The sequence below is a fragment of the Hallella mizrahii genome, assembly GCF_009695775.1.
Taxonomy (GTDB): Bacteria; Bacteroidota; Bacteroidia; order Bacteroidales; family Bacteroidaceae; genus Prevotella; species Prevotella mizrahii.
In genome coordinates this window covers 35,870-62,466 of sequence record NZ_VUNG01000022.1, presented here as the reverse complement: position 1 = coordinate 62,466, position 26,597 = coordinate 35,870, and the positions used below count along the sequence as shown (strand labels likewise).

Annotated in this window: 19 protein-coding genes and 1 other RNA gene; 6 read left to right on the top strand and 14 right to left on the bottom strand. The window is 49.0% G+C overall.

Features of this window, described 5'->3' with window-relative positions:
• Nucleotides 1–1,010: 1,010 nt before the first annotated feature.
• From sucD to rnpB, 14 genes are all read right to left on the bottom strand, one after another.
• Nucleotides 1,011–1,886, bottom strand: a complete 876-nt coding sequence (sucD, locus tag FYJ73_RS09330) for a succinate--CoA ligase subunit alpha (protein ID WP_154534453.1) — start codon at nucleotides 1,884–1,886, stop codon at nucleotides 1,011–1,013.
• Between the two features lie 20 nt (nucleotides 1,887–1,906).
• Nucleotides 1,907–3,046: an ADP-forming succinate--CoA ligase subunit beta gene (gene sucC / locus FYJ73_RS09325; RefSeq protein WP_154534452.1), complete on the bottom strand. Its 1,140-nt coding sequence runs from the start codon at nucleotides 3,044–3,046 to the stop codon at nucleotides 1,907–1,909.
• Nucleotides 3,047–3,746: 700 nt separating this feature from the next.
• The gene (locus tag FYJ73_RS09320; RefSeq protein ID WP_154534451.1) at nucleotides 3,747–4,493 is read right to left on the bottom strand and encodes a YebC/PmpR family DNA-binding transcriptional regulator; all 747 of its coding nucleotides are present in this window, start codon (nucleotides 4,491–4,493) and stop codon (nucleotides 3,747–3,749) included.
• A gap of 97 nt (nucleotides 4,494–4,590) precedes the next feature.
• Nucleotides 4,591–7,059 (bottom strand): phenylalanine--tRNA ligase subunit beta, encoded by a 2,469-nt coding sequence (pheT, locus tag FYJ73_RS09315; RefSeq protein ID WP_154534450.1) that lies wholly within the window; start codon nucleotides 7,057–7,059, stop codon nucleotides 4,591–4,593.
• A gap of 288 nt (nucleotides 7,060–7,347) precedes the next feature.
• Nucleotides 7,348–8,046, bottom strand: a complete 699-nt coding sequence (locus tag FYJ73_RS09310; RefSeq protein WP_154534449.1) for a DnaJ domain-containing protein — start codon at nucleotides 8,044–8,046, stop codon at nucleotides 7,348–7,350.
• Between the two features lie 130 nt (nucleotides 8,047–8,176).
• On the bottom strand, nucleotides 8,177–8,728 hold the full coding sequence (locus FYJ73_RS09305; RefSeq protein WP_154534448.1) for a 30S ribosomal protein S16: 552 nt from the start codon (nucleotides 8,726–8,728) through the stop codon (nucleotides 8,177–8,179).
• Between the two features lie 141 nt (nucleotides 8,729–8,869).
• A complete protein-coding gene (locus FYJ73_RS09300; protein ID WP_154534447.1) occupies nucleotides 8,870–10,216 on the bottom strand; it encodes a citrate/2-methylcitrate synthase in 1,347 nt (448 codons plus the stop codon).
• 18 nt (nucleotides 10,217–10,234) lie between these two features.
• The gene (gene icd / locus FYJ73_RS09295; RefSeq protein ID WP_154534446.1) at nucleotides 10,235–11,419 is read right to left on the bottom strand and encodes an NADP-dependent isocitrate dehydrogenase; all 1,185 of its coding nucleotides are present in this window, start codon (nucleotides 11,417–11,419) and stop codon (nucleotides 10,235–10,237) included.
• Between the two features lie 13 nt (nucleotides 11,420–11,432).
• A complete protein-coding gene (locus FYJ73_RS09290; protein ID WP_154534445.1) occupies nucleotides 11,433–13,721 on the bottom strand; it encodes an aconitate hydratase in 2,289 nt (762 codons plus the stop codon).
• Nucleotides 13,722–13,822: 101 nt separating this feature from the next.
• Nucleotides 13,823–15,004 (bottom strand): GH25 family lysozyme, encoded by a 1,182-nt coding sequence (locus tag FYJ73_RS09285; protein WP_154534444.1) that lies wholly within the window; start codon nucleotides 15,002–15,004, stop codon nucleotides 13,823–13,825.
• Nucleotides 15,001–15,813, bottom strand: coding sequence for a hypothetical protein (locus tag FYJ73_RS09280; protein ID WP_154534443.1), 813 nt, complete (start codon nucleotides 15,811–15,813; stop codon nucleotides 15,001–15,003). The genes FYJ73_RS09285 and FYJ73_RS09280 overlap by 4 nt, the downstream gene beginning before the upstream one ends.
• A 194-nt stretch (nucleotides 15,814–16,007) precedes the next feature.
• Nucleotides 16,008–16,412 (bottom strand): YkvA family protein, encoded by a 405-nt coding sequence (locus FYJ73_RS09275; protein ID WP_154534442.1) that lies wholly within the window; start codon nucleotides 16,410–16,412, stop codon nucleotides 16,008–16,010.
• Between the two features lie 32 nt (nucleotides 16,413–16,444).
• On the bottom strand, nucleotides 16,445–16,879 hold the full coding sequence (locus tag FYJ73_RS09270) for a hypothetical protein (RefSeq protein ID WP_154534441.1): 435 nt from the start codon (nucleotides 16,877–16,879) through the stop codon (nucleotides 16,445–16,447).
• 128 nt (nucleotides 16,880–17,007) lie between these two features.
• Nucleotides 17,008–17,399: RNase P RNA component class A (rnpB, locus tag FYJ73_RS09265), an RNA gene on the bottom strand.
• A gap of 308 nt (nucleotides 17,400–17,707) precedes the next feature.
• On the opposite strand from rnpB, the gene FYJ73_RS09260 reads away from it, so the two are divergent.
• The 6 genes from FYJ73_RS09260 to FYJ73_RS09235 all read left to right on the top strand — a co-directional run bounded on the left by FYJ73_RS09260 (nucleotide 17,708) and on the right by FYJ73_RS09235 (nucleotide 26,449).
• Nucleotides 17,708–19,180, top strand: a complete 1,473-nt coding sequence (locus FYJ73_RS09260; protein WP_154534440.1) for a Do family serine endopeptidase — start codon at nucleotides 17,708–17,710, stop codon at nucleotides 19,178–19,180.
• A gap of 159 nt (nucleotides 19,181–19,339) precedes the next feature.
• Complete coding sequence (locus tag FYJ73_RS09255) at nucleotides 19,340–19,750, top strand: hypothetical protein (protein ID WP_235899303.1); 411 nt, start codon at nucleotides 19,340–19,342, stop codon at nucleotides 19,748–19,750.
• Between the two features lie 8 nt (nucleotides 19,751–19,758).
• Nucleotides 19,759–20,697, top strand: coding sequence for a hypothetical protein (locus FYJ73_RS09250; RefSeq protein ID WP_419471144.1), 939 nt, complete (start codon nucleotides 19,759–19,761; stop codon nucleotides 20,695–20,697).
• Nucleotides 20,684–21,148 carry a S24/S26 family peptidase gene (locus tag FYJ73_RS09245; protein WP_154534439.1) on the top strand — a complete coding sequence of 155 codons (465 nt, stop codon included), beginning with the start codon at nucleotides 20,684–20,686 and terminating at the stop codon, nucleotides 21,146–21,148. Before FYJ73_RS09250 ends, FYJ73_RS09245 begins: the two co-directional genes overlap by 14 nt.
• A gap of 78 nt (nucleotides 21,149–21,226) precedes the next feature.
• Nucleotides 21,227–21,514, top strand: coding sequence for a PqqD family protein (locus tag FYJ73_RS09240; RefSeq protein ID WP_154534438.1), 288 nt, complete (start codon nucleotides 21,227–21,229; stop codon nucleotides 21,512–21,514).
• A gap of 108 nt (nucleotides 21,515–21,622) precedes the next feature.
• On the top strand, nucleotides 21,623–26,449 hold the full coding sequence (locus tag FYJ73_RS09235) for a hypothetical protein (RefSeq protein ID WP_154534437.1): 4,827 nt from the start codon (nucleotides 21,623–21,625) through the stop codon (nucleotides 26,447–26,449).
• Nucleotides 26,450–26,597 lie beyond the last annotated feature (148 nt).

Sequence of the window (26,597 nt, the reverse complement as noted above, 5' to 3'; positions counted from 1 at the left end):
CATTAAAATCCGCCAGCGATTTCTTTTTTCCAATTTTGGCCTGGTCTGTTTCTGAGTTCCCATAAGTTGCACGCCCCAATAAATGCATATCCGCCCTCTTTTTAAAGGGAGTTTGGCAGCAGCCTCGATAAACCCCGCCCCTACCCACCACTTCAAACGACGTTTAGGGTCGGAGACAATTCCCCGCAATTCAGTGTCAAGGGTGACAAAGTAGGGGCGGGGTTCATCCCCGCCCTAACCCCGCAAAAGATATATAAACAGATGGCACGGGGGTGGAATGATTACCGACAAGGGGGTTAGGGCGGGGATAAACCCCGCCCCTACCACCACTTCAAAACGACGTTTAGGATCGGAGACAATCCCCCGCAATTCAGTGTCAAGGGTGACAATGTAGGGGCGGGGTTCATCCCCGCCCTAACCCCGAAAAAGATATATAAACAGATGGCACGGGGAGAGAATGATTACCGACAAGGGGGTTAGGGCGGGGATAAACCCCGCCCCTACGAACCCACCACTTCAAACGACGTTTAGGGGCGGAGACAATTCCCCGCAATTCAGTGTCAAGGGATAAGTAGGGGCGGGGTTCATCCCCGCCCTAACCCCGCAAAAGATATATAAACAGATGGCACGGGGGGAGAATGATTACCGACAAGGGGGTTAGGACGGGGATAAACCCCGCCCCTACGAACCCACCACTTCAAACGACGTTTAGGATCGGAGACAATCCCCCACAATTCAGTGTCAAGGGTGACAATGTAGGGGCGGGGTTCATCCCCGCCCTAACCCCGCAAAAGATATATAAACAGATGGCACAGGGGGAGAATGATTACCGACAAGGGGGTTAGGGCAGGGATAAACCCCGCCCCTACTCCCCACCACTTCAAACGACGTTTAGGGTCGGAGACAATTCCCCGCAATTCAGTGTCAAGGGTGACAAGTAGGGGCGGGGTTCATCCCCGCCCTAACCCCGGTCTCTGACTTCTATCTTCAACAACAGTATTTCTAGCTTACTATGCTTTTCCCATCAGCTTTTTCAAAAGACCTGGGATCTCGCAGCTCTCCATAGCCACCGGCACGCCGGCTGCCTCAAAAGCCGCAATCTTGTCAGCAGCAGAGCCGGAACTGCTGGAGATGATAGCTCCAGCATGGCCCATCTGCTTGCCCGGAGGAGCCGTACGACCATCGATGAAAGCAACGACAGGCTTGGTGATATGTTTCTTGATATAGGCAGCAGCATGCTCCTCAGCATCACCACCAATTTCGCCTATCAAGGCAATGGAGTCGGTATCAGGATCATCTTGGAACATCTGCAACAAATCCTCGAAGTAAAGACCTACCACAGGATCACCGCCGACGCCTATTGCAGTACTCTGTCCCATACCAGCCTTTGTGAGGTTGTCAACGACTTCATAAGTCAATGTACCCGAGCGGCTGATGACACCGGTATGTCCCTTCTTGAAAATATTGGATGGCATAATACCCACCATGCTCAGTTCTGGAGAAATCAATCCCGGGCAGTTCGGGCCGATCAGATGAGCACCTTTCACCTGGATATAGCGCTGGGCAATGACAGCATCCACTACGGGGATACCCTCCGTAATGCAAATGATGAGTTTGATGCCGGCATCAGCTGCCTCCAGCATAGCATCCTTGGCAAAGGGAGCCGGAACAAAGATGATCGACGTGTTGGCCTTCGTAGCCTCTACGGCCTCGCGAACTGTGTTGAACACAGGAATGCCATCCACCTCCTGTCCACCCTTTCCGGGTGAGGTGCCACCAACAACGTTTGTACCGTATTCTTTCATCTTGGCAGCATGGAAACTCCCATCACGGCCTGTGATGCCCTGAACGATCAGGCGCGTATCTTTATTAATCAAAATACTCATGATAATACTTTTTTAAAAGATTAAAGATTGTTCATGGCCTCCACAGCCTTATGACCAGCATCGGCCATCGTCGTTGCCACGATGAAATGAGAATTCTGCAACAGACGGCGCCCTTCCTCAGCATTGGTACCTGTCAGACGAATGACAATCGGCATATCGGTCTTGATGCTCTTGAAAGCCTCTAAGAGTCCCTTTGCCACATCATCGCAACGGGTGATACCACCGAAGATGTTGATCAATATCACCTTCACATGCTGGTCGCTCATCAACAAGTTCATCGCATCCACGATCTTCTCAGGGTTGGAACTGCCACCTATGTCCAGAAAATTGGCAGGATTGCCTCCATAGAGCTTGATCATGTCCATCGTAGCCATAGCCAATCCGGCACCGTTGACCATACATCCGATATTACCACCTAAGTTGACATAGCTGAAGCCCTTCGACTTAGCATAGAGTTCCTTCTTCTCATCCTCGGTAGGCTCATTGAGTTCAGCCACATCAGGATGACGATAAAGCGCATTATTGTCGAAAGTCATCTTGGCGTCAATGGCTTTCAGCTGTCCCTCTTTTGTCAACACGAGCGGATTGATCTCTGCCAGCGAAGCATCCTTCTCCATAAAGAGACGATAGAGATTCTTGAAAAGTGGTATGGCCTGCTTTACCACTGCCTTATCATCGAACAACTTGTAAGCGGCAGCGCGAGCCTGAAAATCAGCCATGCCGATAAGCGGATCGATCACTATCTTCTCGATCTTCTCCGGTGTTTCCTTAGCAACCTGCTCGATGTCCATACCACCGGCACGGGACAGCATCATCAAAGGAGACTTGCTCTTCCGGTCGATCAAAATGCTGACATAATACTCTTTGTCTATATTCACTGCTTCTGTGACGAGTACACGGTCAACAACATACCCTTTGATTGTCATCCCAAGGATATCAGATGCCACCTTGCGCACCTCTTCTTCTGAAGCGGCGAGCTTCACACCACCGGCTTTACCACGACCACCGGTATGCACTTGTGCCTTGACAACTACTCGCCCTGAGCCTAATCGATGATAAGCGTCGACACATTCATCAACGGTGCGACACAAAATAGGACTGTCTACGGGCAAACCATAATGGGCAAAGAACTCCTTTGCCTGATATTCGTGTACCTTCATAATATATTAGTTAATGAATTAACAGTTCACAAAATTAGCGATTTCTTTCAAAAGAACAAAATTATAGCTCATATTTTTTCCAATTATTCATGAAATAAAGTATGATTATTATAAATATAAGATTATAAATCATACATGGCTATTAGAAGAAATAAATAGATATGCATTCTGAAACGCAACAGCTGATTGAAGACTCACTTATCCTTACAAAACATCTACATAAAAGTTGTGCATTCTAGATAGTCTATAAGGCACAAACAACGATTCAACAACGATTTTCACAACCGTTTTGCCTAAGAGCATGATCAAAACAGTAAGATGAGATGAAGAAACTTATTGTTTGACCGTGTCATCTCACTTGTTTCTACGAGTCAAACAACCGTGATGATCAACAGAAAATAGTACTTTTACAGATATTTCCATAAGAAATAGCTGTATAAATACCGTCTATTTTTTCATAAAACTATATACGCTCTTGATTATCAGTACGTTATAAAAAACAAGCCAAATTTCGCGTTTTTCGGATCAAACTTCAGTCTCCTCCAGAAAATCGCCACCATGAAGCCGGTAAAATGTCAGTTATATTTACAAAAAAGACACAATGTCATAAATAGCCTAAAAAAAGACCGCATTTTAGCATCAATAATGATGGAAAATGCGGTCTTGTTTCTATGCAGTTTTACTAATCTGCGTTTCTACATTATTCAGCCTCCTCTGTAGTCTCCTCAGGCTTCATATTTGTATAGACATTCTGTACGTCGTCAAATTCCTCAAGACGCTCAACCATCTTGTCGATTGTCTCACGCTGTTCGGGTGTGACGTCCTTCAGATCGTTAGGAATACGCGTGAACTCCGCGCTGGTGATCTCGAAGCCGTTCTCCTCCAAATACTTCTGAATGTCGCCAAAGCTTGTCGGCTCACCATAGATGGTGATCTCACCGGACTCCTCATCCTCGTCGTAGTCATCGTCCACTCCGAAGTCGATCAATTCCAGAATCAGATCATCCATGTTGGTGTCGTCCTTCTTCTTGAAAGTGAACACACATTTGTGGTCAAACAAGAAGCTCAAGGAGCCCTGTGTACCCAAGTTACCATTGAACTTATTGAATACAGAACGCACGTCAGCAACCGTACGGGTCGTGTTGTCCGTCAGCGTGTCTACAAAGACAGCAATTCCGTGAGGTCCATATCCTTCGTAAGAAACCTCCTTGTAGTCGCTTTGATCCTTGCCCATTGCATTCTTGATGGCACGCTCGATATTGTCCTTAGGCATGTTCTCGCGCTTGCAAGTGGCGATGATGGCACGCAGCGTCGGGTTGTTCTCCGGCTCAGGACCACCAGCCTTGACAGCAATGGCGATCTGCTTGCCCAACTTGGTAAACGTACGGGCCATGTGGCCCCATCTTTTCAGCTTTGTAGCTTTACGGTATTCAAATGCTCTTCCCATAATTGAAAAGTAATGTAGCTAATCTCGTAGCTTAAATCTTTAACTATATTATTTTTGATTCTCTATTTTGCTTTACGCTTTGCATGGCACCTCCACCCTATCGCAGCTCGGCACCGAGCTTCGTGGTAAGGTTGTTGATGAGCTTTTTCATGATAGCGTCGATCTGTTTGTCGTTCAACGTCTTGTCCTCGTCCTCAAGGATGAAGTTGACGGCATAGCTCTTCTTTCCATTCGGCAGATTCTTGCCCTGATAGACATCGAAGAGTTCGACCCGCTTTAAGAACTTCTTCTCGCTTTGGTAAGCGATCTGCTCGATTTGAGCAAACTCCACGTTGTCGTCGACCAACAGAGCCAGGTCACGGCTCACGGAAGGATACTTGCTGAGTTCTTTGAACTCAACCTTATTTTTCTTGATAGCCTTCAAGATGCCAGTCCAGTCAAACTCTGCGTAGAAGACATCCTGATCGATGCCTTGCGGTGCCAACACCTTATGACTGAGTTTTCCGTAGTTGACGAGCGTCTTGCCGGCGCGGTTGTTGAGTGCGATACCTTCCGAGAAGATGTTGTTCTCGCTATGAGCCTCGACAAGCATGTGCGGAGCGACACCAGCGCGTTTCAGGATATTGCAGACATAAGCCTTCAACTGGAAGACTGAAGCGTCCTCGTCGGCATGTGCCCAAGACCCCTCAACAAATTTACCTGTCAGCCAAAGGGCGAGATGATAGTCTTGGGAATAAGCCTTGATAGGAGCCTCGGGGGTATTCTTCTCAGCTGCATAGCTGTAGACATTGCCAACCTCGAAGAAGCGAAGATTCTTGGCCTTGCGGTTGATATTGCGGGACAGCGACTCCAAGCCGCCAAAGAGCAACGTCTGACGCATCACGCCCAAGTCTGAGCTGAGCGGATTCATGATCTTCACAGCCTTTTCCCAAGGATAAGCATTGAGCTCATTGGGCTGATAGTATGAAGTCTTGGTCAGAGAGTTGTTTAAAATCTCATTGAAACCGCAACCCACAAGTTGCTCGCTGACGATATTCTCCAGTCGATGATCCTTATCCTCCTCACCAGCAACCGTCAACGAAGATTTCAACTGAGTAGGAATCTCTACGTTGTTGTAACCATAGATGCGAAGAATGTCTTCAACGACATCGCAGGGACGCTGCACGTCCACACGATAAGCAGGTACGGTGAGTTCGAGTCCCTCTTCGTCCTCATGGTCGATGCGCATCTCCAAACTCTTGACGATACTCTTGATTGTATCGTGACCTAATTGCTTACCAATCAGTCTGTCGCAATATTCATATTTCAGATTTACTTTAAAGTCGGGTAACGGCTCCGGATAGACATCGTTGATCTGCATCGACACCTTTCCGCCAGCCAATTCCTGACAGAGGATGGCGGCCTGCTTCAAAGCGTAGATGGTGCCGTTGGGATCGATGCCACGCTCGAAACGGAAGCTGGCATCTGTGCTCAATCCATGACGGCGGGCACTCTTGCGGATCCATGTCGGATGGAAATAAGCACTCTCCAAGACCACATTCTTGGTTGTCTCATAGGTGCCACTGCCCTTTCCGCCAAAGACACCGGCAATACACATCGGCTCTTCGGCATTGCAAATACTGAGGTCGTGCTCGCCAAGGATATGCTTCTGGCCGTCGAGTGTGATGAACTCTGTTCCCTCGGGTTGCGTCCGAACCACGATCTTATGCCCCTTGACCATATCAGCATCGAAGCAATGCATCGGCTGTCCATAGGCCATCATGATGTAATTGGTGATGTCCACGATGTTGTTGATCGGACGGAGGCCGATGACCGTCAGCTTGTCCTGAAGCCATTTAGGACTCTCCTTGACATCACAGTCTGTGATGCTCAAGCAGGCATAGCGCTTGCAGGCCTCGTGGTTCTCTATATCTACCTCAATGGGCAGATCGTTGTTGTCGACATGAAAACGTGAGCAGTCGGGACGGTGCAGACTGGTCTTGTAGCCGCGCTGGACGAGCCAGGCATACAAGTCACGCGCTACGCCGTAGTGGCTGAGCGCATCAGCACGGTTGGCGGTGATGTCTATATCGATGACCCAGTCGCTCTCGAGATGGTAGTATTCTGCTGCGGGCGTGCCGACGACAGCGTCGTCGGGGAGCACGATGATACCGGCATGGTCAGTACCCACTCCGATCTCATCCTCTGCGCAGATCATGCCATAGCTCTCCACGCCACGAAGCTTTGATTTCTTGATGGTGAACTCCTTGTCGCCGTCATAAAGCACGCAGCCAAGGTCTGCCACAATGACCTTCTGACCGGCAGCCACATTGGGAGCTCCACATACGATCTGCTGGGGCTCGCCCTTACCAAGGTCCACCGTAGTGATATGCAAGTGGTCACTATTGGGGTGCATCTCACACGTGAGCACCTTACCAACGTAAAGTCCTTTCAATCCTCCTTTGATTGCCTGAACTTCCTCCAAGGCGTCAACTTCCAAACCTGTAGAAGTGAGCGCGTCCGCTGTCTCCTGTGGTGTGAGGTCGAAATCAACGTATTCCTTGAGCCATTTATAAGAAATCTTCATTATATAATGATTTTATGTTTCCGCGTATTGATAATATGATGCAAAGTTACTAAAAAAAAACGAGCCCTCAAAAGTTACTTTAGAAAAAATCGAAATGCCTGAAAATCATTCTTTCTTATCAAGCCTTCAACACAAAGAGAATGACGCAAAAGTGGCTTTATTTCTCTCACTTTCAATGAGCAGTCACGATGCGAAAACAAAAAAAGCAGCTCCTACCATGAGATAGAAACTGCTTGAACTAAATTCTTTGTTCTATGATAACGAGAATTGTCCTATGACATCCCGTGTTTATTGTGCCATCTGCATCTGATGGAGCAAACTCTTTTGCTTATCGTTGAGATTTGTCGGCAACTTCACTTTGTAAGTAATGATCAAATCGCCATAGGTACCGTCACCCCTGTCATAGCCTTGACCACGTACACGCACTTTCGTGTCGCTTTGGGTTTCCGGCTTTACTCTCAGTTTGATCTTCTTGCCATTATTGAGCTGAATGACGATTTCTCCACCGAGCAATGCGGTGTAGAGATCGATATAGACATTGGCATTCATCTCACCCCTACTTGTCCGCATCCTGCTGCCACCAGCCGAGGAATGAACGCCGCCCATACCGCCGAAGAGATCCTGGAAGAAGCTGGAGAAGCCTCCACCGCCACCAAATTGCGAAAAGTCAAAATCATCGAACGGTGAACCGCCACTCGAACTCCAATGGAACGTGCTGCCGCCATTACCTCCTGCGCCACCGGCTCCATTGAAAGCATCAGCCTCTTTCCAGTGCTCGCCAAACTGATCGTATTTCTTACGTTTCTCAGGATCATTGATCACCTCGTAAGCCTCGTTAAGAGCCTGAAACTTGGCTTTCGCCTTTGGATCATCAGGATGCAAGTCCGGATGGAACTGTTTTGCACGTTTCAAATATGCCCGACGGACGTCCTTCTGCGGGATGTCCTTGTCGACGCCAAGAATCTTGTAATAATCAATAAATGCCATAATCTTATCCTCCTGTTTTTTGAGATATTAACAACAAAAAACATGCCACGCAATCGAAATGCCATAAAAAAAGGATGCACTGCTATAAGCAATACATCCTTTAGTTATTTCTTTGAAAGAAAAGTGAGGGTTAAGCCTCTGCTGGTGTTTCCTCTGCAGGAGCCTCAGCCTGAGCAGCCTCAGCAGCCTTTGCAGCCTCAGCCTCTGCTTTAGCAGCAGCCTCAGCAGCCTTCTTGTCAGCCACCTTCTTAGCAATAGCCTCGTTCACTTTCTTCTCAGCCTCCAACTCCTTAGCAGCTGCGTCCTGACGGCTCTTGGTCTCTGCACTGCGAACAGCATTTAACTTCTGCTCCTTGGCAGCTTTCCAAGCGTCGAACTTCTGCTGGCAGGCAGCCTCGTCAAAAGCACCCTTCTTAACGCCACCGCGCAGGTGCTTCATCATGTAGACGCCCTCACCCTTAAGGATGTTGCGAACTGTGTCTGTAGGCTGTGCACCGGCTTCTACCCAGTACAAAGCACGGTCGAATTTCAAATCTACGGTTGCAGGATTGGTGTTCGGATTGAAAGTACCGATTTTCTCTGTAAACTTACCATCACGTGGTGCTCTTACATCAGCGATCACAATGCTATAGAAAGCATAGCCTTTGCGACCACCGCGCTGTAATCTGATTTTTGTTGCCATTTTGTTTTGTATAAACGATTAATTGTTTGTATCATGCTCCTAACTCGTAGAAGCAGATGCAAAGTTACTACATTTTTCCAAGATGCTGTGTGTCTACGGCTTTCAATCACTTAATATTTAAGAATTATTAAGCCGTCAAGGTTATCTGTCCTTGATGGGCACATAGCTTTTCTGCTCCAAGATGTTCTTGTAAGCAGGTCGGATGATGCGGCGGCCCTCGAAATTCAATTCCTCGATGCGGTGTGCTGTCCAACCGACGATACGTGCCATAGCGAAGATAGGTGTATAGATCTCCTGCGGGAGCCCGATCATCTCATAGATGAAACCACTGTAGAAGTCGAGGTTGGCGCAGATAGGCTTTGTGGTCTTGCGGAATGCGGACACGCACTTCACGCCCTCCTGCTCGATGAGTTTCAGGAAGTTGTATTCCTTGACCATGCCTTTCTCCTTGGCGAGCTCACCGGCCAGTTTCTTTAGTTCCACAGCTCTCGGATCACTCATGGTGTATACGGCATGGCCGATGCCATAAACCAAACCTGTCTTGTCGTAAGCCTCCTTGTTGAGCATGCGGTTGAGATAGGTGTCGATCTCATCGATATTGGTCCAGTCAGAGATCTGCTCCTTGAGATGATGAAACATGTTGATCGCCTTGATATTGGCACCACCATGCAAAGGTCCCTTGAGAGAGCCGATTCCCGCAGCTATACTGGAGTAGGTGTCGGTGCGGGTTGAGGAGGTCACGCGAACCGTGAACGTGGAGTTGTTACCACCACCGTGCTCAGCCTGGATGATAAGCAGCAAATCGAGCATACGCGCGTCGAGTTCGGTGAAGTCTTCATCCTTAAGCATATAGAGAAAGTTCTCAGCGATCGTCATGTTCTCACGGGGATGACGGATATTGAGACTACTGCCCTGCATGGAGTGTCGATAGATGTTATAAGCGTAGGCGATGATCGTGGGGAACTTGGCGATCAACTCGATGGACTGGCGCATGAGATTGTCGCGCGAGATGTCATCGGGATTGGGGTCGAAGGTGTACATCTCCAGCACGCAACGGGCCAGGATGTTCATAATGTTGCTGCCTTCCAAGTCGATGATGTGCACAATCGTACGATGGTCAAGCGGCATATTCTCATTGATCAGCTCACGGAAAGCCGTCAACTCCTCCTCGTCGGGCAGATTGCCCGAAAGAAGCAGATAAGCGATTTCCTCGAAGCCGAAGCGCTTTTCTTTCAACAGAGGAGAGACAAGATCGTCGAGTTCATAGCCACGATAGTAGAGCCGACCCGGACAAGGACGCAGCGATCCGTCGTCATTACGCTCGTAGCCAACGACATTACCGATATTGGTCAGTCCGACAAGCACACCTGTGCCATCCTCGTTGCGCAGTCCACGCTTCACACCATATTTAGTAAAAGCCTCGCGAGGGATCTTGCAAGAGTTCTTCACCTCATCGCTCAACTTGTATATCAGATATTCCTTTCTCATAACACCGTAACTTTTAGCTTACTTCAAAATACCTTTGATGACAGCGTCACCAAATTCTCTCGTACCCAACGACTTGCCGTCGGTCATCATCCGCGCAAGGTCAGCCGTGGCCGTATGGTGACGATAGAGCTCTGCCAAACTCTGCTCTATGGCCTCTCCGGCTTCTTTCCATCCGATGTAGTCGAGCATCATCACCGCCGAAAGCAATATACTCGAAGGATTGACGATATTCTTTCCTGCTATGTCGGGAGCGATGCCGTGAGTAGCCTCGAAGATGGCATGTCCCGTCTGGTAATTGATATTACCGCCAGGAGCAATGCCAATACCACCCACCTGAGCCGCCAACATGTCAGAGATATAGTCGCCATTGAGATTCATCGTGGCAATGACACTATAGTCCTGCGGCTTCAAAAGCGCATTTTGCAAAAAAGCGTCGCAGATGCAGTCCTTTATCACCAGGCGTCCGGACTTCAAAGCATCACCATACTCGCGCTCAGCCAACTCGTAAGCCCATTTCTTAAATCCACCTTCGGTGAACTTCATAATGTTGCCTTTGTGAACTAAGGTCACGGACGGAAGATTGTGGGACAAGGCATATTCGATGGCCGCACGGACAAGACGCTCTGACCCCTCACGACTGACGGGTTTGACACCAAAGCCTGAGGTCTCAGGGAAACGAACCTTCGTAACCCCCATCTCGTCATGGAGGAAACGGTAGAACTTACGGGCGTCGTCTGAGCCTGCCTCCCACTCGATGCCTGCGTAGATGTCCTCCGTGTTTTCACGGAAGATGCACATATCCACTTTTTCCGGATGCTTCACAGGACTCTCGATACCTTCAAACCAATGTACAGGGCGCTGACAAACATAGAGGTCGAGTCCTTGGCGCAGCGCTACGTTCAGACTACGAATACCGCCACCGACAGGAGTCATCAGAGGACCTTTGATGCCCACAAGACTCTCACGGAAGGCATCCATCGTGGCCTCTGGCAGCCATTCTCCGGTCTGCTCGTGGGCTTTACCACCGGCGAGCACTTCTTTCCATTCGATTTTGCGCTTACCGCCATAGCACTTCGATACTGCGGCATCCACAGTCTCGCGCATGATGGGTGATATCTCTTTGCCTACACCATCTCCTTCGATGAAAGGGATAGTCGGATGATCGGGTACTATGAGTGCCCCGTTTTGTTTGCTGATATTCATAATAGTATCCTGTTTATGATCTTAAAAGGTTGTTCAAAGCTGAGCCAGCCTTGAACCATTCGATTTGTATTTGATTATAGGTGTGGAGCGCCTCGAAACTATCACTCGTTCCATCCTTATGCGTCAAAGTGACGGTCAGCGGCTTGCCGGGCGCAAACGCTTTCAGACCAGCCACAGAGATGCGGTCATCCTCCTGCACCTTATCATAGTCATCCTTATTCGCAAACGTCAGTGCGAGCATACCTTGTTTTTTCAAGTTGGTCTCATGGATGCGGGCGAAGCTCTTTGCCAACACTACCTTGACATTGAGAAAACGGGGCTCCATAGCCGCATGCTCGCGCGAAGACCCCTCACCATAGTTGTCCTCTGCCACGATGATGCTGCCCATGTTGTGGGCTTTATAGTCTTTCGCTGCGGCGGAGACGGCTTTATACTGACCGTCGATCTGATCCTTCACCTTGTTGCTCTCACCGTTGAAAGCATTCACGGCACCCATCAGCAGATTGTCGGATATGTTTTGGAGATGTCCGCGGAAACGGAGCCAGGGACCCGCCATGGAGATGTGATCGGTCGTACACTTACCTTTCACCTTAATTAACAGCGGCATGTCCTGTAAGTCGTTTCCATCCCAAGCCGCGAAAGGCTCCAGCCGTTGCAGACGTTGTGAATCGGGGGAGATAACAACATTCATATCGGTGTGTTGCTCTGTAGGAGGTACGAAAAGGCCCTCTTGCTCCAAAGTGCTGATGGCATCTCCCTTATTTCCACAGGTGAAGCCTTGAGGAGGAAAAACAAATCCCTGAGGTTCTTTGAGCATCACCTCTTTTCCCTCTTCATTGACCAAGCAGTCCGTAGCTGGGTTGAAGTCCAACTTACCAGCCAGAGCCAAAGCAACGGTCATCTCAGGCGAGCCGATAAAAGCATAGGTATTGGGGTTGCCGTCGGCACGGCGGCGGAAATTACGATTGAAAGAAGTGACAATAGCATTTTTTCGGGTATTGTCATCGGTGTGCCGCTTCCACTGACCGATACAGGGCCCACAAGCATTGGCCATGACCACGGCACCTATGGCACGGAAGTCATCCAAGATCCCATCGCGCTCAGCAGTGCAGCGGATCTGCTCTGAACCTGGGCATACGATAAGCTGTGCCTTCACTTTCAGATGCAATGCCAAAGCCTGACGGGCGACAGAAGCCGCACGCGACAAGTCTTGGTAAGACGAGTTGGTGCACGACCCTATCAGTGCTACCTCCACGTTCATCGGATAACCGTTGGCGGGACCTTTCTCTCTCATCTGAGAAATCGGTGTGGCAGCGTCCGGTGTGAACGGACCATTGAGATGGGGCTCTATCTTGGACAGATCGAGGTCGATGACCTGATCATAATACATCTCAGGATGGAACTCCACATCAGCATCAGCTCTGAGATCCACAGCATGCTGACGCGCCATCGTGGCCACCTGCTCTCGCCCGGTCTGACAGAGATACTCATCAGCATTGTCGTCATAGGGGAATAAAGAACAGGTTGCACCCAGTTCTGCTCCCATGTTGCAGATCGTAGCCTTACCCGTGGTAGACAGGCTCTTGGTGCCTTCACCAAAATACTCCATGATCGCATTGGTACCGCCTTTGGTTGTCAACAGTCCGAGGATCGTCAATATGACATCTTTCGGTGCCGCCCATCCCTGAAGCTCTCCGTGGAGATGCACGCCGATGATACGAGGCATACGCAGCTCCCAAGGCTGACCGGTAAGAACATCCACGGCATCAGCACCGCCGACACCGATAGCGGCCATGCCCAGTCCTCCCGCGTTGGGCGTATGAGAGTCCGTGCCGATCATCATGCCTCCTGGAAATGCATAGTTTTCCAGAACCACTTGATGGATGATGCCTGCACCAGGACCCCAAAAGCCAATACCATATTTATTGGATGCAGACCGAAGGAAATCATATACCTCCTTATTCTCTTTACAAGCCACTCCAAGATCATCCTTGGCACCTTCATCAGCTCGAATGAGATGGTCGCAATGCACTGAAGCTGGAACAGCGACATGCTCTCTTCCTGCATTCATGAACTGCAACAAGGCCATCTGTGCCGTAGCATCTTGCATTGCCACTCTGTTCGGACGGAAATCAGCATAATCGACGCCACGCTTCAGTGGCTTCAACGATGCTTCATCATAAAGATGAGTAAAGAGTATTTTTTCGGCATAGGTCAACGGTCTTTTCAATGTCCCTCTTACCGTTGAAATCTTGGAAGAATAAGCAGCGTAGAACTGCTTCACCATTTCGATATCCAACATATAATTCCCTTTATTGATTAAACTCGTTGCAAATATAGTAATTTTTATTTGAATTGATACTATATTTGAATAAAAATCAATCAAAATGAAAGGAAATTCTATTAAAATTCGATTTTATAGCCATTAAACACGTTAATATCTACCTCTCCGTGAATACCATCGACTCTCCCGTCGGGTGCCAATTGCCATATCTTCAGTTTGATGTCGGGCTTGTATTCACCGTAGCGTGCGATCCAAATGGGATAACTATGCTTGATGTCCGGAGCCGAGTCGAGATAGCGGTTGACAAAAGTCTGACTGATGTAAAGAATAGGACGCTTGCCCGTGCGATGCTCTACCGTACGAAGCCATGCTCTCACATTTTGCCACATGATTGTCACTCCTCCCATCTTACGTATTTGACTGGGCAGCAACTCCAAGTCCAGCACCGGCGGCAAGTCATTCTGCGCCACACGGCTATTAGACAAGAAAAAAGCTGCCTGCTGACTGCCAGACGAGCGATGCGTGAAATAGTGATAGGTACCCGTAGAATAGCCGTGTTTACGTGAAGCGGCATAATCCGAAAGATAGTATGGATTGAGCATGGAACTGCCTTCCGTTGACTTAATGAAGACAAACGATACTTTATAGTTCACGTGTCCACTTACATTTTTCTTCGACAGCGTGCCCAGATGGGTAATACGCAGGCGCGACCAGTCGATGCCATAATGACGCTTTCCTTTCACATGCTGGTATTTCGACAAGTCGATGCCATAGAGCCGTGAGGAATTGTAGTTCAACCGTTCTCCTTTATACACATCATCCTTCCACTCTCCTACTCTGAAGAAACGATGCTGACTGGAAAAGCCAAAACCTCTGCGACTTCCCTTTTGCCAAAAGCCCTCATAAAGCGTGCCCTGATGATCGATCAGCGTGCCATAGCCATTGGCTTGAAGCTGACGGTTAAAGTCACCCTTATAAAGTCCGGCAGAATCCCTACGCACACCACTCGTCAGTGTGTCATGGTTCCATACACCGTCTATGCGGTTTCCCAATGAGTCCAAAGTCCACCCTTTACCCTGGCGCAAACCATTCTTCCATATACCACTATATATAATGGAGTCACCATCTGTGAGCGTACCCAAGCCATCAGGCTTGCCATGAAGCGTCTGTCCCTGGTAAGTCTTACCTTGCCACGACATCTTGGCAACGTCGTTGGTCTTCACTGTACAGCCGTTGAACACAAAAGACAATAACGGCATGAAAAGAAAAGCAGAGAGAAGATTTCTCAATGAAGATTTCATAGTGAACCCTCCTTTCCCACCAATCCCACAAAACGACCATGAAGCGTAAAGACAGCAGTGCCCGGTTGTGCAAAAGCGTGTGCCACCCCAACTTTCTGCCCAAGGTCATAATCGCCACGGGTAAGAATCGTATGGTCTTTCCGCCGGTTGTCGGCTGTCGTCAGGGTGACGGTGATCACCTCCTTGTGCCTGGATACTCCCCAAGGCACATTCTTCACTGCACGGCATCCCCACGGAACGACAGTCTTGTCGGTATGAACAATGATGGGCAGGCTGATACTGTCTACCGGAATCCGCAATTGCCGACACGAACGATGATGCGACTGTCCCTTGTCATCGTACCACGACACTGTGAAGTTGCATTTATAGAGAAAAGTCAAATGGCGTTGCCCCAACTTACTTGTTGCAACATTTAAACTTTTCAAAGAGTCAAGCTGGTGCTGCTGCCATGCGCTGTAAGCAGCAATGCGGTTGTAGCCCTCATCCTGAACATTATGACAACGGAGATAATATTCCAACTCCTTCCTGACCAAAGTAGAACGATGAAGAGCCACCGCCAGTGAGTCGCGCTGACGCTTCAAAGCAGAGTCAGGCTGTATCTTGCTAAAATGAGAAGAAGGTAAGGCAAGCAATGTTAATACCCGGCCGTCACAACTGGGCCACCACCAATGGCGATTGATCCAGACACCTTGCTGATGGATGGGATGCACCTGTAAGTCTGTAACATGCTGACCATCACTCAGGCAAAGCGTAGCAGTGCCGTCCACCAAACAGACAGATTTGCGCATGTCGTTTTCCGTTGCTGGCAAAGCCATGCAAGTAAGCCAAAACAACAACATCAATGGGAGAATCACCGCAAAATAGACCCTCCGCCTCACAATGAATGGTATGATCTTTCTTCTCAGCATCACTCTGATCTCAATCCTCCAATTCGATACTCCTAAATACGAGTGCAAAGTTACTAAACATAAATGAGAATCCTTTGCAAACGGAAGAGTATTTTTTATTGGTCGGCATCGTCCCAGAGATGATTGGCCTCTTCAATCTCGTCCTCATCAAACCATTTCGACAGTTTGTCGTAAGCACGCTTCTTCACATCGTCGGTAAGGTCACCCTTGATTTTGCGTAACACATACAACAATACTGCCACATCATCGCCCAATCCTGCGATAGGTATTGCGTCGGGGATAACATCCAAAGGACTGATCAGATAGCCCAAAGCACCAATGATAATCGCTTTGTCCTTCAATGGTACATCCTTGCTCTGAAGCGTGTAGTAAAGAATGAGCGCAGCATATACGAGTTTGGCTCCTGCCCGTTTAGCGATATGAGAAATCTTCTCGACAAACCCCGTTGCTGAGTATTTGTCGCTGTACTTCATAAAATCCGGCAACTGTAAGTCTTTCATAAATTTGTCATATAGATATTGTAATTAAGTATTCATAAAGATTTGGTGAGCAGGTATTGATCCACCGCGTCTGCGTATTGTGCGTACGCTTTCTGTTCCTTTTTCAACTGAGACAATCGATAGCGTGTCACCAACATTCTCACTCCTTTGGCCATGAACGCCAAAGCCAATCCAACGGCTATACCCACAAACAGCGACTTGTTACCCCAAGGCAAACTTTCCTCAGGAAAAGCACTCAACACCAATACAGGTAGTACAGCGATAACACCATAGAGCGTGAGCTGCTGCCGTTGCGTGCCCTCACTGTCAAGGATGTCCTGATAAGCCGAAAGGAAGCTGTCCAGCTCTTCACGCACTATGCCATACTGCTCCATCCGGGGAAACTTCTCCTCGTCGCCATAGTGTTCGATGATGCGGGCAATACGGTGCTCATAATCGTTGAGTATGTTAGGCTCTAAATCTTTCATAAGCCATGAATAATTAAATTAAAATGTCTCTGCCTAAAATTCTCTTATGTTGGTTATTGGAAAAGAGAATATCTCCAACTGAGATAACCCTGTTTCTCTCTTTATATTGTATGCGATGACAAAAAAAGTAAGGCAGTGCCCTGATAAGCCGGGTTCCGTAACCGTCTGTTCTCAGGAAAAGACGGTGCTCTGTCATTTATCTAGTTGATGAGTCACCCCATCACTCAAGCGTTCTACCCTCTATCGTTGCCATCAAAGTAGCATCGGGCGGACAACCCTGACATGACGATAGTTTACATGAACTTGCAGCCCCCAGACGGCACAGCCCGACGATCACCCGCCGGCTGGTGGTCTCTTACACCACCTTCTCACCCTTACCGCCCACGAGGAGCGGCGGTTATTTTCTTCTGCCTACACCTACTGTTGCCAATAGCTTCTATTTTCGGAAGTGAAGTGTCCTTTGCTGCCCGGACTTTCCTCTCGCATCTGAAGCGATGCCAGCGACGAGCCGGAGCACTGCCTTACATCTTGCAAAAGTAATAAATAATCTCCAAACGACCAACCGACCGATTAATATTTTGTAAGTTTTTAAAGGAATGTAAAATCAACTTTTATTCTACTTAATAGCAGTTAAGTTCAAAAAAGAATGTGTTAAAGTCAGATAAAGTAATAGGACAAAATGTCAGTCATTCATCTTTTGATGCTATATTTGCAAGCGTATCAGCAGTATTCGTCAATTATCTGTCAGGGATATAGAGGAACTGACAACAATGTGAAACAAAGATTCAAGTGTAAATCATAAAGTAATAAACATAAACCATTGAAAGAATGAAAAAGTATTCCAATTATTTGCTTGTAGGACTTTGCTCCATGGCATTGACCCTACCCATCGGCGAGTATGCCAATGCTTCTGCAGCCACCAACAAAGTGGAAATAGCAGGACAACCGGTTGATTTGACCTATGCTGCCGAAAAGGCTCTGCCTGCGGTGGTCTACATTAAATACGTCCAAAACTCCAAAACAAAAACAGTGGAGGTACAGAACGATCCTTTCTCCGACTTCTTTGATCCATTCGGATTCTTCGGTAATCCCGATGGCGGCAACGGCGGCGTACAAAAACGCCAGATCAGAACGCCAAAGCAGGAAGCAGCCGGATCTGGAGTCATCATCAGCCCAGACGGATATATCGTCACCAACAACCATGTTGTCAACGGTGCTGATGAGCTGACCGTCACCCTCGAAGACAACAGAGAGTTCAACGCACGCATCATAGGCACGGATCCAACCACCGACCTTGCCCTAATCAAGATCGACGGTAAGAATCTGCCTACCCTTCCAATCGGCAACTCCGACAATCTGAAGGTTGGTGAATGGGTCATCGCCGTAGGTAATCCCTTCGGACTGAACAACACCGTTACGGCCGGCATCATCAGTGCCAAGGCACGTACACTCGGTGCCAACGGTGTTGAAAGCTTCATTCAGACCGATGCCGCCATCAACAAAGGCAACTCGGGTGGTGCGCTCGTCAACACTAAGGGAGAGCTCGTCGGCATCAACGCCATGCTATTCTCCGAAACCGGTTCCTATGCCGGCTACGGCTTCGCCATTCCTACTGCCATCATGACAAAGGTGATCGACGACTTGAAGAAATACGGCACCGTACAGCGCGCTTATCTTGGCATTCAAGGTCAGGATGTGCTCAACTATATCAACAACCTGAAAGATCAAAACAAGGATGTGCCCGACCTTGGTACCGTAGACGGAGTCTATGTAGCCAAAGTAGAAGACAATAGTGCCGCCTCTGCTGCCGGTATTGAGAAAGGCGATGTCATCGTAGGTGTTGACGGCAAGAATATCACCAAGATGGCAGAACTGCAAGAGGTCATCAACAGCAAGCATCCGGGCGACAAGATTACAATCACTTGGCTTCACAACAAGAAGAAGATGAGCAAGTCGGTCACCGTCAAAAATATGCAAGGCAACACCAAAGTGATCAAGACCGCAGACCTGGATGTTCTTGGTGCCAAGGTCATTCCTGTCAGTGCAGACTTAAAGAAGCAGCTGGGTATCAGCTATGGCCTGCAGGTCAAGGATGTAAAGAGCGGTGCGTTCAAAGATGGCGGCATCAGCAATGGATTTATCATTCTGACCGTCAATGACAAGCCGATGAAGACCATCTCCGATCTCCAGGATGCTGTCAAAGATGCTTCTACAAGCAAGAATCCGGTGCTGTTCATCACAGGAGAATGGCCATCGGGCAAGACCGACTACAAGGCCGTAAATATCGGTACTGACAAATAAATAAGAGAAGCACATGATGCAATAGAAAGCTCTAATATATTAAAAAAGGTGTATGGACTTGCTCTATACACCTTTTTTTTCGTATCTTTGCACTATGATATCTTTGGGGAGAGCACTGACATCCTTGAGGAACAAGAAATCACGTAATAAAGAAACAATATGAAGAGAAATATCAAAAGATGTCTGTTGGGAATTTGTGCTATGTTTGCTACGTTAGGCATCTCAGCAGCCAACACAGCAAAGACCATTTATATTTATGGCTTTGCTGCCTCTTTCAACGACTCCACGGTCTACTTCACAGAGCTACAGAGACTGGATTCGGCATATATCGACACAAAGACAAATTTTCTCTACAGTAGAGAAAACTATTCCTATCAGCTCCAAGACTATCTTGACCAAAAGGGGTGGAAGCATGCCGTCTGTATCACTTCGTATGGACTGACCAAGAAAGAGGCAGAGAAGAAATTTCTGAATCTCAGAAAGAAATACGTCGACAAAGGTAAGTTTGACATCAAATATCTGAAATTAAGTGATTTCACTTATCAAGCCATCAAACCAGAAGACAACTAACATCTACAGTGGAATATACACCACCTCAGCCTCATCAGTCCACCTCATATTGTTTTGAAGTTGCAGACTTCGAATGCTTCATCGGCTTTCCGCCCAACGATGTCAATGATTTACAGCTGTTGCCTTCACTGCGTCCTTTTCTTACAGAGCATGGTAAAGGCAATGATGTATTGTTTTCTCTACGAGTAGACGATCAGACCAAGCCTTGGCCGAAAGACAAGCGCGAACGTATCCGCGTCTTTGATACTGGCAATGGAGACACCATTGTAGACCTACTTGACAATGGGGGATATCAATATATCATCAAAGACATACACGGACGCGAATGTTGTCTGCTGATAACGAACAAAGACTTCTCTCAATGCCAATGCGCATTGAACGGCAACAACACGATGCGCAAGTTTGGGCTCAACAATGCACTCATGTTGGTATTTGCTTTTGCATCAAGCTATCGCGACACACTCCTTGTTCATGCCTCATTAGTCAGGAACAATGGTTGGGGATATCCTTTCATCGCCAAAAGCGGAACTGGCAAATCAACACAAGTCAGCATGTGGCTACGCTATATTCCTGGCTCTGATTTGATGAATGACGATAATCCTATCATCAGGATCATAGAAGATAATGTCTATATCTATGGATCTCCTTGGAGCGGAAAGACTCCCTGCTACAGAAAAGTCAAAGCAAGATTAGGCGCTATCACACGTATTGACAGAGCTAAGGTAAACTCTATAGAAAAGCTATCGCCCATAGATGCTTTTGCATCTTTCCTTCCCTCGTGCTCTTCCATGAAATGGGACTCGGACATCTTCGACCACATCTGTAATACGATTGGTAAAATCATAGAGCATGTGCCTGTCTATACACTGCATTGTCTCCCCAATCAGGAAGCAGCAGAGATCTGTTACCAAGAAATCCATATCAACAACGGCCATGGAAGAAATTAAATGCCCTAATTCGGTGATTTTACCAGAAATCGTCAGACTGATGAATGAAGGGCACACGATCACGCTTCGTTTACGAGGCTACTCTATGAGACCCTTCTTGGAAGACAACCGAGACAAGGCTTTAATGACCAAGGCGACTCATCCGCAAGTTGGCGATCCCGTTTTAGCAGAGATAGCTCCCAGGCACTATGTGCTTCACCGCATCATCAGCATCGACCATGATCAGGTGACGTTGCGTGGTGACGGTAATATAGGTACAGAGCTTTGCCGACTTAGCGATATAAAAGGAGCAGTAGTCGGTTTTTATCGAAAAGGAAGAGAAAAACTCGACAGAACAGATGGAAAGAAATGGAAGATCTATTCTTGGATTTGGACACGTTTATTCCCTGTGCGACGATACTTGCTTGCATTTTACAGAAGAATTTGGATTCCTGTTTTCGGCACAGTTTAACCACTAAAGTCAAAGGCTACAACAGCATTATTTAGCTAAGGAGTCTTACTATCAAATAAAGTAATAATAAATAAGAATATGAAAGCTAAGAAAGGATTTAAAATCAGAAAGGTATGTGGTCAAAACCTCATCGTTGCTGAGGGCAAGGAAAATATAGACTTCACCTCTATAATCAGCATGAACGAGAGCGCTGCCCTTCTTTGGAACGAGATACAAGACAAAGAGTTTACTGCAGAGACACTCGCAAAAATACTAATGGATAATTATCAGCTCGACGATACGACTCCGCTTCCCCATTCCCAAGCACTTGAAGATGCAGAATGTACCATTAAAGATTGGAAGAAGGCTGGAATCATCGAGGCCTAAAATAGGACACCTACCATTTAAAAATAGCCCAAATGTTTTCGAAGAAAAAATAGGGAATATGCAATAAATTGTTTAACTTTGTATGGTATCATACAGAGGACTAGTAACATGAACACAATAGGTATTAATAAATGGCAAGGGGATAAGCATATAGTTTACTTTCTTCTCTGCCTGCTGACATTTTTCGGGCTACCCTATTTTGCTTATGGTCAAGCCGAGACGAAGACGATAGATCTTTCCAAGCTGTTCTCTCCTTCCGACTTCAAAGGTGCGCCGACGGTGAGCAAGACCACGGATGGCTTTACCATCATCCTTGAGAAGGCTACGTGGGACGCTGCGCGCAACGCCGTGATGATCTCCTCCGGCGGCGCCATCACCATCAACAGTCAGCAGAAGACCGCCACACAGAAAGGGTATCTCTTCAACAAGATCGTCTTTGACAAGCTCGGCACTTTCAACCAGACGCTCCTCGACTCCATCATCCCTAACCGCGGCACACTCACCGCCAATGCCGACAATCCCGAAGAGGTGACCTGGACGATGGATGATGGCGATATCGCCGTGCCCGGCTACAACCACACCCTGCGTTTCACGACGAAGGGTGAGCCGTTGTATCTCGATGACAAAGCGGGCAGTATGACGGTGTCGTATATAGAAACCAAGCAGGCCATCCCTTACATCCGACTGTCGGGCAGCTATTTCGAGCAGTCGATCCTCCAGAAGTCTTTCAAGCAGAATCCCACCTATGCCATCTTCGCCGACCCGGAGATGAAGACAAATATCACCTCACAGTTCTCGATTAACTTCTATTTCGGCAGAGCCAAGGACCTCACCGACAATACCGTAACGACCACCGATGCCGGCACCGGCAGTACGGTGTCGAAGCTCTACGGCCGTGTGACCATCGGCGACAAGCCCGGCGACGCCTATGTGATGATACGTGCCACGCCCTACTCCGACAGTCTCTTTACCACCGTCTACGGTGCCTACCTCATCCACATTCCACAGATAAAACCCCAAGTGGCCCTTAGCCAGGACACTATTAAGGCGTATCTCGGAACAGAGATCGCTCTGCCAACGGCGACTATTACCGATGTACGGGGCAGCGATATCACCGACAAGTATGACATAGACATCACAGCGAAGGCCACCACGGGCAGCGGCAATCCCGAAGGCAAATTATTCAGTTATACAAACGACAAGCACAAGGTTATCTCGCTGACCAATGTGGGCTCGTTTGCCTTCCACTATACCTTCACGCCTAAGAATGCCACGCAGTATGCCGGCTATGAGCGGGATGTGCCCGTCACCATCATCAATGCCACCGGCATCATACCCACTACCGTGAGCTTCCCGCATGAGACGCACTCCATCAAACTCACCGACTCGCAGGTGAAACTCGACACGGCGATCGTGCGCGACGACCTCGGCAATGACGTAACAAGTTGCTTCAAGATCTTCATGACGGTCAAAAGCGACCCGCAAGGTGTCTGCCAGAACATCTGGACAAGCAACTGGGCCGCTGACAACTGGTATATGCAGACCAACGGCTCCGTGCAGGGTACCGTCGTCTTCAATGTGGATGCCAAGCCTGATTGGTCCTATGCATCCGTTTTTGGCGCTAGCCAGACGACTCTCAGCTATTCCACTGCGCAACGTTATGCACGTCTCATCGTCTCGCCAACCTATTTCACCACTTATGTCAACGGATATATCGATGAGGACAACCAACCAACACTCCACAACGACTACAACGGTCAGGAAGTGGGGGGACACTATCTGGTGAAGGTGGCGGCGGCCGTTGAGCCCAGCGCGCAGACCTATGGCCAAACCTTCGACCCGGACTCTACTGTCACCGACGCTCACGGCATCCAATGGAAATACTACGACTATGACAAGCTGAAATACAACAAATCGGCGAGCAACTGGCGGCTGTCCTTCGGCAAGGCGGTCACCAATACCGATATTGTATTTATCTTCCGTCCTTGGGACACCACGCACTATGGCGACGTGAGCGCTCCTATGCACCTCACCGTCCTCGACAAGATCACCCCGACGCTGACCTTCTCGCAGGACAGCTGTGTAGCCAACGTCGGCAAATACTTTGAAGAGCCTACGCTGACGATCACGGACCCTAACGGCACGGACATCTCATCGCACTTCACGCTTTCTTATTCCATAGACCTTAACGACGGCAGCAACGCTACCATCGACGCCAACACGGGAAAGGTCAACATCGGCAACGATCAGAGCTATGCCATTATCACCGTCAAGGCCACACCCACCACCGACGACGACAAGGCAAAATACTATAGCGGCACCGCCACCTACCGCCTCAGGATATGGAACAAGAAGGATGCTACCTGGGCGTACACCATTCAGGAAGGTGAGGACACTTATGCCTACAACTACGACAATAGGGCGCGCAGCGTCAGCGTGACAGCCACGGATGCCGGGCTGCTCACCTTCACCGCCGCCGGAACGATGCAGGCCGGAACGAGCATCGCCGGCGTGCCGGGACTGACCGTCACCTTCGGGAAGGAGGACAGCAAAAACTTCACGGTCAGCGCGGACGAAAACGGCGCCTTCTATTGCGTCGCCAAGGAGGTAAATTTCTCCGGAAATAGCAATATCCCCAGCGACGGCACCTTCTATATGCTCCAGCCTAAGGTCAACGGCTTCGTCACGGTGAAAGCCCACTACCTCAGTGGCAACAAGGTGGTCGTGCGGTGGGACAAAGGCAACGGCAGCTACGAGGACGACAGCTACACCGCCACCAGTGACGGTATAGACAGCCACTCCTTCAGTTTCCCGCTCTTCGCGGGATACACCTATTACCTGTTTAACATTGGTAACGGAGCCTCCAACAAAGGCCTTCAGCTCTATGGCGTCAACTACCAGCCAGCATGGCTCATGACGCGGTATGACACCGAAGGATATAAACGTACGAAGATATACATCGGCGCCTACACGGGACATTTGCCCAAGGTGGTATCGAGAAAGACGAAAGGGGTGACGTTTACTACGGAATTTGAAGATTCGAAGGAGACTGAAGAGCAAAAGACAGATAAACCAAAATATGTCGTGGTGGATGAAGCCGGCAAGATCGGTGTCAGCAGCGAAGTCAATAAAGACGCGATCAACAAACACCCGCTGGTCAACAAGCCGGGTATTGGCGTGCTGGCAAGCGTGAAGTCGTCGGAAGCCAATGCCGTCAAGCATGCCCTCATGGCGGTGGAGCTCTCCGGACTGCCCGTTTACATTGTCAGAAACGGAGAGACACCTATCGTCGGGGAGAAGGTCACCACCACACCCGTCACCGATATCACCATGACCTACGGTGGCTGGAGCAACTATTATCTCGCCAACCCCACGAAAGGCACCTACGCCCTCGACTCGTGGAAAGTGGCGAAAATGGATTCCACCGGTACGAACAACCGTATCTATGCCGGCTTCCCCGACTATACAGGCGGCGGACAGAACGCCAAGCACGAGAACGTATACCGCAACACGGGCAACTACCTGCCGTCGGCGCCAAGCACCTGGGACGTGCCCTGCCGGGGGGCCTACCTGAAGTTCGAACCGATGTCGAACGGACGGCTCAACGTCTACGTCCTGCAGAACGGATGCTGCCAGTACTCTGGCAATCCCAGTGACATAGAGCCCAACACCGACGGGACCTACACGGCGAAGGTGAAGTGGACACCCTATTATCTGATTGACGAGACGGGGAAGCCCGTGACCTTTACGGCTGAGAATGGCGTGGCATCGAATGCCATCGCCATGGAGGAAGAGGAGAATCATGCGCCCGGAGCCAACACCAAAGGAATCTACCGCGTGGACTTCGAGGAAAAAATCGGTTCGCAGACCGTGAAGTGGGATTTCAGCGACATGGGATCAGACGCCAAGGGCAACGATTCCCTGACCACCTGGCGCAAGAATTATATCATCGATAACTGGAAAAGTTATCACAAAGGTGACGCCGAGGAGGTGTTCTCCACCAAAGACGGAGCCCATCAGATCATCTCCAAGGCTTATGTCAGATATACCTTCGACGTGCAGGCAGGAAAGACTTATTTTCTCTTCTCAAACGTGTCGAAGATCGGTCTCTGTGGCTTCTCCTATGTGGAGGATGAGCATCAGAGCACACGGACGGTGAGTCTGCCGGAGGCTGGAGAGGCCACGCCGACAGCTTACACGGGAACCTTCGTGAATGTCAAAGTCCCTAACAACTACACCAAGGGCAAATGGTCGAGTATCTGTCTGCCGTTCAGCATGAACGAGGGCCAGTTCAAACGCACCTTCGGAAGCCGTGCCCATGTCATCGCCTTCGACGACCTGCGCAACGACAGCGTGCTCTTCACCCGCCATTACTACCAGTTCCTTGTTGCAGGCAGACCTTACTTCATCTATCCCGACACGACCCTCACCAAAGGCTTTACCGTCGACACGGTGTATATGGGCAGGCAGGCGACACCCTCCTACTACTATCTCACGGCGCCGAGCAACAGCGACTATACGGCGAAAGGGCTCTTTGCCACGACCTCGCTGACCCAAGGTTCTCTCGTTGTGGTGGGCAGCAACGGCAAGCAGGACGGAGGCGGCAAGCTCTACACTATAGGCAGCGTGGCGGCAAGCCTGTCGGCATATCATGCCTATATCGACTTCTCCGGCAAGCAGTCAGACTCACCCGCCAAGGCGTTCTACACGTCGTTCGACGGCAAGGAGCATGGTAACATCGGGCAAGCGGGGGCAACGATGACCTCCATAGAAGGTATCATGGAATTGGACCATAACAAGAAAGCGGCTGTCTCATGGCGAGACAACCGCATATATAATCTCAGTGGACAGTGTGTCGGCGATAATCCCGCCGCAATCTCCCGTCTGCCGCAGGGAATATATATCATCAATGGCATGAAGGTGGTAAGACGGTAGCCTTCACACGGAACGCCGTAGGGGCGGGGTTTATCCCCGCCCTCACCCCGCATGGTGATGATGACATAATCATTACTGGCAAGGGGGGATGGCCGGGATATTTAATTACCGGCAAGAATGTGAGGGCGGGGATAAACCCCGCCCCTAC

Coding starts and splice junctions, on each gene's coding strand:
- FYJ73_RS09235 (WP_154534437.1), top strand. CDS start 21,623: ATGAACACAATAGGTATTAATAAATGGCAAGGGGATAAGCATATAGTT.
- FYJ73_RS09285 (WP_154534444.1), bottom strand. CDS start 15,004: ATGAAATCTTCATTGAGAAATCTTCTCTCTGCTTTTCTTTTCATGCCG.
- FYJ73_RS09245 (WP_154534439.1), top strand. CDS start 20,684: ATGGAAGAAATTAAATGCCCTAATTCGGTGATTTTACCAGAAATCGTC.
- FYJ73_RS09240 (WP_154534438.1), top strand. CDS start 21,227: ATGAAAGCTAAGAAAGGATTTAAAATCAGAAAGGTATGTGGTCAAAAC.
- FYJ73_RS09310 (WP_154534449.1), bottom strand. CDS start 8,046: ATGGCATTTATTGATTATTACAAGATTCTTGGCGTCGACAAGGACATC.
- FYJ73_RS09290 (WP_154534445.1), bottom strand. CDS start 13,721: ATGTTGGATATCGAAATGGTGAAGCAGTTCTACGCTGCTTATTCTTCC.
- FYJ73_RS09300 (WP_154534447.1), bottom strand. CDS start 10,216: ATGAGAAAGGAATATCTGATATACAAGTTGAGCGATGAGGTGAAGAAC.
- sucC (WP_154534452.1), bottom strand. CDS start 3,046: ATGAAGGTACACGAATATCAGGCAAAGGAGTTCTTTGCCCATTATGGT.
- FYJ73_RS09260 (WP_154534440.1), top strand. CDS start 17,708: ATGAAAAAGTATTCCAATTATTTGCTTGTAGGACTTTGCTCCATGGCA.
- FYJ73_RS09320 (WP_154534451.1), bottom strand. CDS start 4,493: ATGGGAAGAGCATTTGAATACCGTAAAGCTACAAAGCTGAAAAGATGG.
- sucD (WP_154534453.1), bottom strand. CDS start 1,886: ATGAGTATTTTGATTAATAAAGATACGCGCCTGATCGTTCAGGGCATC.
- FYJ73_RS09270 (WP_154534441.1), bottom strand. CDS start 16,879: ATGAAAGATTTAGAGCCTAACATACTCAACGATTATGAGCACCGTATT.
- FYJ73_RS09255 (WP_235899303.1), top strand. CDS start 19,340: ATGAAGAGAAATATCAAAAGATGTCTGTTGGGAATTTGTGCTATGTTT.
- FYJ73_RS09305 (WP_154534448.1), bottom strand. CDS start 8,728: ATGGCAACAAAAATCAGATTACAGCGCGGTGGTCGCAAAGGCTATGCT.
- pheT (WP_154534450.1), bottom strand. CDS start 7,059: ATGAAGATTTCTTATAAATGGCTCAAGGAATACGTTGATTTCGACCTC.
- FYJ73_RS09275 (WP_154534442.1), bottom strand. CDS start 16,412: ATGAAAGACTTACAGTTGCCGGATTTTATGAAGTACAGCGACAAATAC.
- icd (WP_154534446.1), bottom strand. CDS start 11,419: ATGAATATCAGCAAACAAAACGGGGCACTCATAGTACCCGATCATCCG.